Below are 12820 nucleotides of genomic sequence, written 5' to 3'. Positions count from 1 at the left end.
CGCCGCGCCGATCAGCATCCACCACGCGCGGATGCGGTGCTGGTCGCGCATGGCCGCACCGAACCAGCCCATCCACGCCGACAACCCGGCGATGATGAGGCCGCCGATCACAAGCGACACGACGGCGCCACGCAGAAGGTTCGATGTGGAGTCACCGATCTCGTCGTAGGGAACACCGTTGATCTTGGAGACCGTGGTGATGATCGCCACGTACAGGATCCAGATGCCGATGCCGACGAGAGCAGTTGGTTTAACGCGCATCTAGTCATCTTGTGAACGGGACACGCATCTGTAAACGGGACTCGCGCGATTCGGCGGGGTGAAACCGTTACACGCGCGAGTGTGACGTTGTTGCGCCCCGGCGCCCACGAGTGTTGCGTCGTTGTCGGTTTCGGCGCCGGCGGATTCATTCGGTCAGCGCAACAGTGATGTCTTCTTCGAGTACCTGTTTGAGGTACTCGTCTGGTGTGAGCCAGTCTAGGGACTTGCGGGGTCGGCCGTTGAGTAGCCATTCGACGTGGTCGAGGTCGGCGCGTGAGTGGACCGACAGGTCGGTGCCTTTGGGGAAGTACTGGCGTAGCAGCCCGTTGGTGTTCTCGTTGGTGGGGCGCTGCCAGGGGCTGTGGGGGTCACAGAAGTAGATCTGGACGCCGGTGGCTTCGGTGATCGCGCGGTGCTGGTGCATCTCGATGCCCTGGTCCCAGGTGATGCTGAGTTTCAGGGCCTCTGGCATCCCGGCGACCGCGGCGATCATCTGGTCGCGGACCTGCTCGGGGCTGTGGCCATCGGGTAGGTGCAGCAGTTTGATGGTGCGACTGCACCGATCGACCAGGGTGCCGATCGCGGTCGCGTTGTCCGCTCCCATGATCAGGTCTCCTTCCCAGTACCCGGGGACCGCCCGGCCCCATGCCTCGTCGGGGCGTTCCACGATGCTGGGCATGTCCGGGATTTTGCCGCGGCGTTCCTGCGGGCGCCGCCGCGGTTTGCGTAGCTTGCGCCCGGTGCGCAGCCGGGCGGTCAGTGCCCGGCGCAGCCCCCCGGCGCTGTTGACGTAGATGCACTGGTAGATCGCCTCGTGGCTGATCGTCATCTCGGGATCCTTCCCATGGATCCGGTGCAGCCATCGGGTGATCTGCTCGGGGCTCCAGTCCAGATCCAGTTTGTCCTGCACCTCGTCGTGCAATGTCGGATTCACATCCAGTTTGCGTGGTTTCGGGCGTCGCCGTTGCTCATCAGCACGCCGCTGCGCGCTCAACGCGTTGTACGACCGGCGCTGATTGGCCGGCCCCCGCGCCGAGGCCCACCCGTTGCGTTTCAACTCCTCACCGACCGTCGAACGGTGCCGGCCGATCTGCCGGGCGATCTCGGCATTCGACTCCCCAGCCATCACCCCGGCCTGGATACGAATCCGCTCGTCCAGGCTCAGAGCATTGCCATCAGAACTCGGTGTAGGTTTCACCCCGCCACGCTTACGCAGCCACCCCTTCGCCGTGCCCCACGACACGCCGGCTACCGCCGCAGCCTGCTCAAGCCCGACCCCACCCGAGTACTGGGCCCAGAACCTGTCTTCCATCCGCCGCGTAGTGCGAAACCCCGGCATGCAACACACCCACCTTCACGCTGGACTGTTGCCCCGACCACTTGCAACCCGCGCGCCGAAAACCAGCAACGATGTCGCACTCGCGGGAGACAGGCTGGTGGCCCCCGGAACACGAGAACCTCCCCGAAGGGAGGTTCTCACTGGTGGGCTGTTTGCGTAACCCTCTGACCAGGGGTTGTGGGCATGCTTACGGCATTGGAATCCTTCGGATTACGATGCAAAATCCCATACGAGCGAATGGCTGGCGCGGGAGACCGGTTAGGCCACCGCCACTTTCCTTCTCCGCTCCTCGCGACGTCGCACCATAGCCCGGGCGCGGCGGGCGCGGCGCTTGGATGCATCACGTTCTGCTTCCTGGGCCGCCGCCTGCCAAATGCGCTCACGAGTGGCGGGGTCACTGAGGTCAGGCAGGAGCGCAGTGAGCGCTTCCCACTGGGCTTTGCTTGTCATCTGTCCTCCTCAGCGTTGTTATCGGCTTCGTTCAGGATTGCACAGAGATATGTCATCGCCAATTCCACTAGTGGTCGAGTTCTTCGATCGCCATCGCGACCGCTGCTAGATCCGCCAGTAGTTTCACGGTCTCAACGTCCACCACCGGGTCGAAGGCGTCCAACTCTGGCGTGTCTACGGTGAGCATTCCGTAGGTCTTCTCCGGCGTCTGAACGCTTACGGAGATGAAGCAGCGGTATCCCGATCCAGTTCCGCCATAGAGATCGGGGTTTGCATCGTCGATGTCGGGGACGTACACGTGATCTCGCTTACGGACCATAGCGAGCGCCTTCCGGCCCCTTGGGTCGGTTGCCTTGAAATCACGCGGCGTTCTGCCTCGTCCCGCGTAGGTAACGGGTTTGAGTGCGCTTCCCTCTTGTCGGTACAACACCGCGCGCACTTCAGTGATCTCGTTGAACATCAGCAGCAGTGCCTGGCAGATATGGTCCGCGATTCTTTGGAGGAACTTCGGTTTGTCAGCGGGGTCTTGTGCCTGCGTCAGAATTGCGACGGCCTCCACGACGGGATGGAGGGCATTCTTGATGGTGATGATCGTGCCTGTGTCCGCTTCCTTGTCCAGTTCCGTGCGTAGGTAGGCACCCCATTCCTTCAGTACCTGAAGGAGGATCGCAAGTAGGGCAAGGGCGACGCCCGGGCCTGCAAGCCACCAGTTCGGCGCCGTTGAGGCGTCAAGCCCCAGAGTCATTAGCACTGCGCCCCCGCCAGCGGCGAGAACGCTGACTACGGATATCCAGAACGAGGGCTTTCGTCCTTGGGTGGATATCGCCAGGCCGACTAGTGATTCAGTCAGCGGGCGTTCACTCCTCGCCATGCACGACCATCCCCGGTAGGTGGCTCACTGGTGTACCGTCCCGGCCACCTTCAGGCCGTTCCAGTCGTGTGCGTTCGCGATGACGCTTTCGCTGGCGAGCAGGTATCCCCACTTTGTGGGCACGTCTGCGGAGGCGTTTACCGCGTCCACCCAGCGCTTCGCGGCTTCGCGTTTGGCGATCACGATCGGGTCCATCAAGTCCTTGTTCGCTTTGCCTTCCACGATCCAGTAGCGACCTTCGGTGGTGCCGTCGTCTTCCACGACGATGAAGTCAGGGATGTAGGTCTTGTTGCCGTCGTTGAACCGGTAGGTGATGGCCAGGGGGACGTTCCAGTTGATGCGTTGCCACGCTTTGACGTTCGGGCTGGCTTCTAGGCGTTCGGCGAGCCGGAACTCAGCGGAGTAGGAGTCGAACGCGACTACCGGGTAGAACGACTTGTTCCAACCGGTGTAGGGGTAACTGCGCTGGAAGTCGTGACTGTGGGTGATCTGTTGCCTGTCGGCGGGTGGTTGGCCCTGGGTGACCTCGGGCGGGTCTGGCCAGCGAGTAAGCGCCACTTCGGCCACGATCTTGACGTCCAGTTCGCTCTCCTTCTGGGCGAGGTAGTTGGCGAGGCTTTCGGTCGCGAGCCGTCCGTGCTCGGGTCGCCACGGGGTTTCATTCGTCACCTGTGCGCCTTTGAGGAATGCGCGGGCGATTTCGATGGCGGCGTTCAGTTCGGTGGTGGACTGCGGGAAGGCGTTGGTTCGTAACAGTCGTCCGACCAGGTCACTTTCGATCTCGTTGAACGGGATGGGGAGGGTGGCTGCCACGACGGCGTCTTGGGCGTCGCTGATGGTCACTGCGATGTCGCCGCTGTCGTCCCGGTGGGCATTCACGACTTTCCGTTGCAGGGTGGGGGCGTTGTCGTTGGCGAACATGGCACCCCGGGCTTCCACGGCGTTCAGATCGATTGTGGCGAGGGAGAACACGGGCCGGACGGTCTTGTAGGTGACTTTCGGGAGGTGGAGCGGCAGGTGGGTGCCGTTTGGGGTTCTCGGTTTGAGGGGGGTCGCCAGGGTTTCCTTGGTGCGTTCACCTTCGGTGAGGCGGGCGTCCACGGTTGAGAGTCCGATGACCTGGTGGTCGGCTGTGTCGTCTGCGTCTTCGTCCCAGGTGTCCTGGTTGAACAGGTCCGGGCCTTGGTCGGCGGCACCGGCCCGGCCCGGCAGGGACACACTGATGGTTACGTTCGGATCGTCCACGACGGGTGTGGGGAGTTCAGGCTGGTCAAGGTTCACGTCTTGGCCACGCACACCGTCGGTCACGGACGCGTTCCCGGTCGCTTCCTCAGCCCGGTCCCCGAGGGTCTGCGCGAGGAGCACCTTCGCTTGTTTCAACAGTTCGGCGAACGCGTGGTGGGACAGGACTTCGACGGTGTCCAGCATCGGGATGCCGGTGCGCCGCCCGAACGGCAGCCGCAGTCCGCGTCCGAGTATCTGCTCGGTCAGCAGTTCAGATTCCAGCGCCCTGACTGCGGCGACGACGTACACGTTCTTGACGTCCCAGCCGATGCCGAGCATCTGAACGGAGACGACGGCCCGGATTGGAGAGTCCGGGTGTTCCAGTTCGTCTAGTTGCTTCGTGATTGTGTCCGGCTCCTCAGAGGTGACGAGGAGAACACTGTCGGGGCTGCCGAGGTAGTCGGATCCGGCGAGCATTGTCGCGATCTGGTTCGCCTCGTCAATGCTGGACGCGACGACGAACATCACCGGCTGCACGTAGTCTTTCTGCCTACCGGTGTCTTGGCAGTAGAGCCGCATCGCGTTTTCTTTCGCGTGGAGCAGCGAAACACCGTCAGCCATTTGTGTCCTCAGGTCAGATTTCCTGTCCTGCCGCGCCACGAGGACGGGTATCTTCACGAACCCGTCGGCGATCGCTTCCGCGAGTGGGTACTGGTACACGATGTTCGCCGGGCCGGTGGATGAATGAGGTGTCGCTGTCAGGCCGATCAAAGCGGCCGGGTGCAACCCCTCGATTGCCTTACGGAACTGTTTGGCCGTCTTGTTGAAGTAGATGTGGTGCTCGTCGGCAATCACAACCAGGTCGTCCACGCCTTTGAGGTAGTCCGACAGAGAGATACTGAGCGTTTCGTGTTCTAGGTAGGCCCGCCGGTTGTCCTTCGTGTTGGGTCGCAGCAGCGACTGCACCGTCAGGACAACAACCTTCATTTGGTCGGGGTTGTCCAGAGCCTGTGCGACAGCGCCCCGTTCCAGGTCATCCAGCGTGATGACCTCCGGCTCGCACTTCAAACCCTGTAGGTATTTGCGGTTCCCGGGGGTGAGGTTCGCGATCGTCTTCCGCTGAATCGTGGAACCCGGCGTGATGATGACAACGTTGCGGACTCCCTGCTCGTACAGGTAGTCCAGTAGCCCTCCCGCGATGTATGTCTTCCCAACACCGGTGGCGAGATCAGCGACGATCTCAGCGCCGGGTTCCCGCTCGTTCAACGCTTGGGCGATCTTGTCCAGGGCGGCAGCGTTCGGCTTCCGCATATCCAGGTAGGTGGCGATCTCAGCAACCGCAGCCCCGTCATACTCCACGATGCTCACTGCTGTTCACCCCCGCTCAGGTCGGCTGCACGTTGCTCAACAGTATCGGCGGGTACCGTCGTCCTGCGTCGGCGGCGACGCGCCTCCAACACGTCACGCGGCGCCTTCCGAATCACCGAGCCAGCCGACAGCCGTTTCAGCACCTGCTCGGCGTCCGGCAGCACCACCTTCGCCACGATCGTGACCCGCTCCCGCTCCCCGAGGGCACCCACAATCTCCCGCACTTCCTCCGGGCCGACGGCACCGTCCAGCACCGCCAGACGCATCCGGCCCCGCTGGCCGCAGAACGGTGCCGCGTCCGACTGGAAAGTGAAACCCAACTGTCCGGCGACAGCGCGGGCAAACCGGCCGTTCGTCGCCCATCCGGCCAGCATCACGCCGTATGGCGTCGCCTCGTACATAGACGGCCCAACCGTCACGGTGCGGAACCCGCCCCCGCCAGACCAGCCGACCCTCTCCGAGATGCCGCCATGCTCCCCGTCCACCACCATCCGCAGACGCGGCTCCGTGAACTGGGCAACCGTGTCCGGCAGAATCTCTGCCGTTACCCACCGGCGGCCCATCTTGTGCGCCACCGCAGCGGTCGTCCCAGACCCTCCGAATACGTCAATCACAGTGTCCCCAGGATTCGTAGCGACGTGAATGACGCGTTCCATTAGGCGCTCGGGCTTGGGGGTAGAGAACGCCTCCCCAAACAGGGCCTCACTCTCGTTCGTTCCCGTCTCGGTATGCCCCGAGTCGTCGTAGTCCCACCAGGTGGTCGGCATTGCCCCCTTGTTGAGTAGGTCGACAAGGTAGGTCTTGTCTCCTGCGTGTGTCATCCTCCAACGCCCTCGGGGGTCGTCGTCAGGGTTCTTGTACTTCTCCATCTGCGCCGCACCAGGTGGTAGGCCATTGGATCGACGCCAACGGCTCTGCCGCCCGTAGACAAGGATCGGATTGTGGACGGTGGATAGCCCCAGACTGTTACCGGCCTTGTACTTCTTCCGCCAAAGAACCGTCCCGACGTAGGCAGCACTACCGAATACTTCGTCCATCAAACAGCGCATCCGGTGGCTTTCCCTTTCGTCGAGGTGCACCCAGATGGAACCGTCCGGTGCCAGGAGTTCCTTCGCCAGGATGAGCCGATCGCGCATAAATGACAGCCAGGTGGAGTGTTCCATCCAGTCGTCGTAGTGGGTGAACGTCTGGCCGGTATTGAACGGTGGATCGATGTAGATGAGTTTGACTTTGCCGCGGTAGTGCCGCCGGTATTCGGGCACCTCGGTGAGGATACGGAGGACGTCCAGGCCGTCACCGATGAACAGCAGACTGTCGGCGTACGGGTCGGTGTCGTTGACGGCCCCGTATGCGCCGGTGAGGTCGGAGATGCGAACCTCGTGGGCGGCTGGATGGTCGGGTTCAACCCAGACGGGCTTGCCGTTGTCGTCGCTGGGGGTGAGGAGGAACTGGTCTTTGCCGGGCCAGACGAGTTCCAGGCGTGGCCGGGGTCGGACGGGTTGCCGTGGGGAGCCGTTGGGAGTCACGGGGTCGCATATCGGCGGCCCCTACGTTTCAGAGGTTGTCGTTCCGGCGTCGCCTCCGGTGGTTGAGGACGTCGCGTGGCGCTTTGAGGATGCGGGAACCGCGAGACAACTGGGCGAGGTGTTCTTCGGTTCCGGGGAGGATGCCCAGGGCGACGATGGTGAGCCGTTCGTTGTCGTTCAGGCACGCTAGGAGTTCAGTGACTTCTTCGGGGCCAACGGCGCCTTCTACGACGGCGAGCCGCATCCGGCCTCGCTGACCGCAGAGCGGAGCCGAGTCCGGTTGATAGTCGAATCCGAGTTGCCCGCCATCGCCCTGGCGAACCGTTCCCCGGTTCCGGTCTCGGCGAGCAGCGTTCCATATGGCGTGTCGGCGTAGAGGTTGGGGCCGATAGAGACGGTGCGGAACCCGCCGCCGCCCTGCCAGTTCTGGTCTGTGGTGATTCCGCCGAGATCGTCTCCTTCTACGACCTTGACGAGTCGCGCTTCGGTGAACGCTTCCACGGTCTTGGGGGAGAGTTCCGCCGTTATCCAGCGGCGGCACATCTTGTGAGCCACGGCGGCGGTGGTTCCCGACCCGGCGAACACGTCCACCACGATGTCCCCAGGGTTGGTCGCCACGTGGATGATGCGTTGGAGGAGGCGTTCTGGCTTTGGGGTCGAGAACGCGTCCTTGCCGAACAGTTTGGACAGTTCCCCTTTCGCTTCGCGGTTGTTGCCGACGTCTTCGTGCAACCAGACTGTGTTGGGGACAAGGTCGCCGAGTTCGGACTTGAATCGTTTGCGGAACGGGAATGTGCGGCCTGTCTTGCCCCACCAGATCCGGTCGTCCGCCCGTAGTGCCTCAAAGTTCTCCTCGGACACAGCCCACGGCCTACCTGGCCGGGGTGTGAACGCATCTCCGTGAGGCCCGGTTACTGCGTAGTGCCCATCGGCGTACGGCTTGGACGCGGTCAGGTCACTTCGTCGCCAGAGACCTCTGGGGTCATCGTCAGGGTTCCAGAAATCTGCGTCGCTCTTCCCCGTTCGCGGCAGTCTGCCGGGTCGCCAAGCCTGTGCGTTACGCGCGTAGATGTGAATGAAATCGTGATCCGCCGAGAAATGCATCGCCGAGTTGTTGCGCGCGTGAATCTTCTGCCAGACAACGGTGGCAACGAAATTGCTCTCGCCGAACACTTCGTCTAGGAGGCAGCGCATCCGGTGCTGTTCGGCGTCGTCCAGGTGTACCCAGATGCTGCCGTCGGGGGCGAGGAGTTCTTTCATCAGCACGAGCCGGTCGCGGATAAACGACAGCCAGGTGGAGTGTTCCATCCAGTCGTCGTAATGCTCAAAGGTTTGGCCGGTGTTGAACGGCGGATCAATGTAGATCAACTTGACTTTGCCGCGGTAGTGCCGCCGGTACTCGGGCACCTCGCACAGTACGCGGAGCACGTCGAGGCTGTCGCCGACGAACAGGAGGTTGTCGCTGTACGGGTCGTCGGGGTTCACTTCGCCGTGGGCGCTTTGCCAGTCAGCGGTGCGGACTTCGCGGGCTGCCGGGTGATCGTGGGGCACCCAAACGGGTTTCCCGGTCTGGTCGGCTGGTGTGAGGAGGAACTGGTCTTTGCCGGGCCACACCAGTTCCAGGCGTGGTTTCACCGAGTTCCCCCTTCGTCGGTCGGGCTGTTGGCAGTGTTTCAGACGTGCTGGTGGGTTTGGTCAAGGTCGGTGCGGATGCGGGCTTGGGCTTCTTTCCAGTTGCGTGGCCGTTTCAGTTCAATGCGTTCCTCTTCGGCGGTCGCGAGTGTGGGTTGGATCGCGGCTCGGAGTTCAGCGATGGCCCGGAATAGGGCTGCGGTGTCGGGGCGTAGCGGGTTCCCGGAGAGGGCAACCCGGTCTAGGACGGCGAGTTGCATGGTGTTGATCTCGGCGAGCGCCCCGACGATCTGTTGGGCCTGGTCGGGGGTGAGGGTGATCGTGCCCGGCGTGTAGTCGCGTTTGGCTTTCCGGGCGCGTCTGGTGCGCTGCTTCATCCTGTTGATGACGGCCTTACGGTGTTTCTGGCACGCGTCGCACAGTGCCCGAACGGCAGTGTCAGGGGTACACCGACACTCTTTCCAGGGTACGTTCGTACCCCGGAGCGAGATGTCCGGCGATGCGGTTTCAGGCACTGATTCGGGCTGATCGCCTGCCATAGGGGGACTATAACGACCTGTTAGACGTATGTGCCGTACCTCGGAGTGTTAGGTTGGCGCGTCCGGAGACCCATTTCTTCTGTGCGGCCCTGAGTGGGGTCGGGAACAGGAGCAGGTGTGGTGGCTGGTCGGTTGTCGCGGGAGGTGCGGCGGGCGTTACGGTTCGCCGGGCGTTCCGGGTCGTGCTCGCGGGCCAGAGCGCGGGTGTGGAGTCCGTGTTCGAGGCGGGCGAGGGTGTGGAGGTCGGGCCAGACGGTGCCGTTGAGGATGGCGGCGATGGTGGTGTGGTCGACGCCGGTAGGCCCGGTTGGCTTGGCGGAGGCTGATGCCGTCGAGGGCGGCTCGGAGGTTGAGGGCGACGTGTCGGGCGGTTTCGACCTCGGGGGTGGCGCTGGGGGTGTTGGGCCAGTTGTCCACGCTGTCCGCGGGGGCGGGGCGGTGGGGTCTGGGCATACGTCCAGCGTAGGGCGTCGGCCTCGGCTGGTGGTTGTTACGGACGGCTGCGGGGACGGGCTTCCAATTTTGGTCGCCGGAAGCAACAATGGTGGTAACAACCAACAGCAGTGTTGAGGGGGATGCTGTGGCCACCGCACATCGCCGACTACACCCCGGAACTCCCGCCGGAGGACTGGGCTGCCATTCACCGAGTTCGTACGGGCCGCGGTCGCTGACTGCATGGGCAGGATTCCTTACGCCCCTCGGGTGCTCCTGAGAGTCTGCTCGCGGCACGTCCGCTGGTGTTGGCGTGCACCGCCGGTCTGCCGTTGGAACGCGGTGTCGTGTTTCACCCGGACGTCATCGCGGAGTTCATCGACGCATGGCTGTCCGGATTGGAGCCGCCCGACAGCGGCGAACGCCCGCTCCCTGCTGCTGCGGATGTCGGACGAGTTGATGCCGCCCGGTTCGCAGCCGGTCAGGCTCCGCTCCGACGTGGGCCGCGCACCCGCTTCCGCCGTACACGGCGACGTGAGCAGTGTCGGCGTTGCGGTCGTGGGCAGCTGGTCAGATCACTCAGTACCAGGTCGGTGCAACTGCCACGTTCTGCTGGCGCTGGGGCTCGGTGCGGGGCTGTCCGCGGCGGAGGTCGCGGACTTGCGCATGCGGTGCATCTGCACGTGTGACGCCGACGGGGTGCTCGTGGAGGTCGTCGGGACGCCGTGCCCGGCTGGTGCCCGTCCTGGCGGAGTGGGAGTCGGTACTCATCGACGTGGCGGATGCGGCGATGCGCCCCGACCTGTATGTGTTCGGTGGGCCCCGCCGCAAGAACTCACACAAGAACACTCGTCGGCGAACTTCGTGCGGGCAGACGAACATCGGCCAGGGTGCACCCCAGCCTGCAACGGATGCGGGTCACCTGGATTGTCGGACACCTTGCCGCGGGTAGCCCGGTTAAGGCCCTGATGCAGGCCGCAGGGGTGGACTCGTTGGAGGCCCTGAACCGCTATCTGCGGTTCGTTCCGGACGCGGACGTCAAGGTGTACCGGGCGGCGTTCCGCGACGGCGACGGGCGGTGCCGAGCCAGCCGTGACTGACAGCAGCCCAGCAGAACACTGCCGACGACCTTGGTGTGGCGTTGGCTGATCTGCTGTGCCTGCCGGTCGATGGTGAACCGCCGGAGTCCCGGCGGCGGCTACCTGTCCGACCGGGTTGTCCGGGGCGCTGCCGCCCTGGTGGACGCGATCCGGTCTGGTGGCCCAGTGGGAGCAGTGGTATCGGGATGACCATCCGGATTGGGCAGACCCGGGGCGGCAGGCCCGGCACCGTGGACGTCCGGCCCGTTCTCGTGGTGCTGGTCGCGTTGGCGGTGTCCGGGGAGCCGCCGCTCGCGTCAGCCGCGTCGCCGAGGCGCTGCACAAGCGGCTCCACACCCCGGCCCGTGACCTCCTCGGCCTGCCCAGGGCGCGAGAGGCCGTGACCGACGACGCGTTCTACCACCGGGTGTACCGGCGTATCCAGTGGATGCTGAACGTGATTGAGCCGTACCCGACACCTGGACGGCGCGTCACCCGCACCGAACGGGAGACGCTGCTGGCCAACCTTGACCCGCAGACCGTCGCCCACCGCGTCAAGCGGGTGCAGCACGTCACCGACAGCCCTGTTGGAGGCATCCGCGCGGCTCGTCCCGCACGATGTTCGTGTCCCGCTGGAACGGGAACGTGTGCATCGACGCGACGCTGGTACGCACCTGGGGGAAACGCGGGCCACCCGAAACCCAAACCGAACAAGGACAGCAGCGACGACAAGATGAGTCCGGAAACTGTCGCCGGATGGTACGTACGTCAGGACCCGACCACGAACAGGAACGAGTCGTACTTCGGCTACGAGGCGCACCTTGCGGTGATGACCGCCAGCGACCCCGGGCAGCCCGCCGACTTTCCCCTCCTCGTTCTCGCGATGACCGTGGACAAACCGGCGCAGAACATCGGCGAGAACGCCACCACCCTGCTGCAATCCCTCAACGAACGCGGCCACCCTGCCGGGACACTCGCCGCCGACCGTGCCTACCTGCCCGGCGCCAAACCCGAGAAACTGCAACTCCCAGCCCGCGCACTCGGATACACCCTGTGCAGCGACTACCGCGACGACCAACTCGGCATCCAAGCCGAATACGGCGGCGCAATCCTCGTCGAGGGCAACTGGTACTGCCCATCAATGCCGCAACCCCTCATCGACGCCACCATCGACCGACCGCGCACACACCATCGACCGACGACGTGTACGACGCCCGTATCGCGCAACGCGCCCGCTACGCGTTCCGGCCCAAACACGCCCCCACCCCGGACGGGAACACCGCCTGGATGTGCCCCGCCCGCGGCCCCGGCGCCACCGCCACCTGCCCCCTCGCCCAGACCACCGGCGCCCCGGTGAACCTCGGACTGCCGACAACCCGCACCCGCATCCTCAACCCGCCCACAGACCCCGACGTCTGCTGCACCAACAGCACCAGCATCACCATCCCCATCGCACCGCGGCACGCAGGCAACAGCAACATCGCCAAGTACTTCCAGGACCTCCGCTACAAGTCCCCGGAATGGCAAGCCGTCTACGGGACGCTCCGGAACACCATCGAGGGGTTCAACGGGTTCACCAAGTCCCGCACCGAGGAGAACACGGAGGAACCCGCCCGCCGCCGCGTCCGCGGCTACGCATTCCAAACGCTCGCCGTCGCCATCCTGCAATTATCGATGGCAAAGAATCACGGTTCACTCGCAGGTTCACTGGATGCGAACTTGAATGCATGGATGCAGGAAAGCCATACGTCCTGCACACCATGGACATTCACTGGAGAAAGGTATCAGATGGATCCGTTAGCGGTTCGGGTGCGCTATATCCAGGTGAACTCATATCTCCAATGATGAGTGGAGACTCAATCGAACAGCAGATGCGAACCATATACGATCTACTAGAAACAGAGAAAACCACAAAGTCCATAACTAACTACACATGTGGTTTCCATGTATCTGTAGATACGGAAGACATCGGAACGAATCTTCGCGCAATCAGATCAATTGATCCATTGTTGTGGGCAGAAGCCTGCAAGATGTACGAAGGCTTCTTGATGGCACTGAGCCCATTCTGTTCACTGCTTGTCAGCCGAACACGAAGAGAA

At 63.7% G+C, this 12820-nt stretch carries 12 protein-coding genes; 3 read left to right on the top strand and 9 right to left on the bottom strand.

Features of this window, described 5'->3' with window-relative positions; genetic code table 11:
- The 9 genes from V9E98_00060 to V9E98_00020 all read right to left on the bottom strand — a co-directional run.
- Positions 1 to 261: hypothetical protein (locus V9E98_00060; GenBank protein MEI2715405.1), on the bottom strand; the 261-nt coding region annotated here is incomplete at its 3' end.
- Positions 262 to 406: 145 nt separating this feature from the next.
- Positions 407 to 1573: an IS30 family transposase gene (locus V9E98_00055; protein ID MEI2715404.1), complete on the bottom strand. Its 1167-nt coding sequence runs from the start codon at positions 1571 to 1573 to the stop codon at positions 407 to 409.
- A gap of 285 nt (positions 1574 to 1858) precedes the next feature.
- On the bottom strand, positions 1859 to 2050 hold the full coding sequence (locus V9E98_00050) for a hypothetical protein (protein ID MEI2715403.1): 192 nt from the start codon (positions 2048 to 2050) through the stop codon (positions 1859 to 1861).
- Positions 2051 to 2117: 67 nt separating this feature from the next.
- Positions 2118 to 2921, bottom strand: a complete 804-nt coding sequence (locus tag V9E98_00045) for a GAF domain-containing protein (GenBank protein ID MEI2715402.1) — start codon at positions 2919 to 2921, stop codon at positions 2118 to 2120.
- Between the two features lie 24 nt (positions 2922 to 2945).
- Positions 2946 to 5513 carry a DEAD/DEAH box helicase family protein gene (locus V9E98_00040; protein ID MEI2715401.1) on the bottom strand — a complete coding sequence of 856 codons (2568 nt, stop codon included), beginning with the start codon at positions 5511 to 5513 and terminating at the stop codon, positions 2946 to 2948.
- Positions 5510 to 7039, bottom strand: a complete 1530-nt coding sequence (locus tag V9E98_00035; GenBank protein ID MEI2715400.1) for a site-specific DNA-methyltransferase — start codon at positions 7037 to 7039, stop codon at positions 5510 to 5512. The genes V9E98_00040 and V9E98_00035 overlap by 4 nt, the downstream gene beginning before the upstream one ends.
- Before the next feature lie 28 nt (positions 7040 to 7067).
- The gene (locus V9E98_00030) at positions 7068 to 7283 is read right to left on the bottom strand and encodes a hypothetical protein (protein ID MEI2715399.1); all 216 of its coding nucleotides are present in this window, start codon (positions 7281 to 7283) and stop codon (positions 7068 to 7070) included.
- Positions 7265 to 8674 (bottom strand): site-specific DNA-methyltransferase, encoded by a 1410-nt coding sequence (locus V9E98_00025; protein MEI2715398.1) that lies wholly within the window; start codon positions 8672 to 8674, stop codon positions 7265 to 7267. The genes V9E98_00030 and V9E98_00025 overlap by 19 nt, the downstream gene beginning before the upstream one ends.
- Positions 8675 to 8712: 38 nt before the next feature.
- Entirely contained in the window at positions 8713 to 9048 is a 336-nt protein-coding gene (locus V9E98_00020) for a hypothetical protein (GenBank protein ID MEI2715397.1), read from the bottom strand.
- 1505 nt (positions 9049 to 10553) lie between these two features.
- Here V9E98_00020 and V9E98_00015 point away from each other — a divergent pair.
- The 3 genes from V9E98_00015 to V9E98_00005 all read left to right on the top strand — a co-directional run bounded on the left by V9E98_00015 (position 10554) and on the right by V9E98_00005 (position 12566).
- The gene (locus V9E98_00015; GenBank protein ID MEI2715396.1) at positions 10554 to 10742 is read left to right on the top strand and encodes a hypothetical protein; all 189 of its coding nucleotides are present in this window, start codon (positions 10554 to 10556) and stop codon (positions 10740 to 10742) included.
- 379 nt (positions 10743 to 11121) lie between these two features.
- Positions 11122 to 12078, top strand: a complete 957-nt coding sequence (locus V9E98_00010; protein MEI2715395.1) for a hypothetical protein — start codon at positions 11122 to 11124, stop codon at positions 12076 to 12078.
- Positions 12075 to 12566 carry a hypothetical protein gene (locus tag V9E98_00005; GenBank protein ID MEI2715394.1) on the top strand — a complete coding sequence of 164 codons (492 nt, stop codon included), beginning with the start codon at positions 12075 to 12077 and terminating at the stop codon, positions 12564 to 12566. Before V9E98_00010 ends, V9E98_00005 begins: the two co-directional genes overlap by 4 nt.
- Positions 12567 to 12820: the final 254 nt, after the last annotated feature.

The organism is Candidatus Nanopelagicales bacterium (assembly GCA_037045355.1).
Taxonomy (GTDB): Bacteria; Actinomycetota; Actinomycetes; order S36-B12.
Note: the sequence above shows the minus strand (reverse complement) of the source record. Positions and strands in the feature narration are given on the sequence as shown.

Bases quoted from the DNA above. Each gene is read 5' to 3' on its own strand.
- V9E98_00055 (MEI2715404.1), bottom strand. From the start codon at position 1,573: ATGGAAGACAGGTTCTGGGCCCAGTACTCGGGTGGGGTCGGGCTTGAG.
- V9E98_00050 (MEI2715403.1), bottom strand. From the start codon at position 2,050: ATGACAAGCAAAGCCCAGTGGGAAGCGCTCACTGCGCTCCTGCCTGAC.
- V9E98_00045 (MEI2715402.1), bottom strand. From the start codon at position 2,921: ATGGCGAGGAGTGAACGCCCGCTGACTGAATCACTAGTCGGCCTGGCG.
- V9E98_00015 (MEI2715396.1), top strand. From the start codon at position 10,554: ATGCGGGTCACCTGGATTGTCGGACACCTTGCCGCGGGTAGCCCGGTT.
- V9E98_00020 (MEI2715397.1), bottom strand. From the start codon at position 9,048: ATGAAGCAGCGCACCAGACGCGCCCGGAAAGCCAAACGCGACTACACG.
- V9E98_00030 (MEI2715399.1), bottom strand. From the start codon at position 7,283: ATGCGGCTCGCCGTCGTAGAAGGCGCCGTTGGCCCCGAAGAAGTCACT.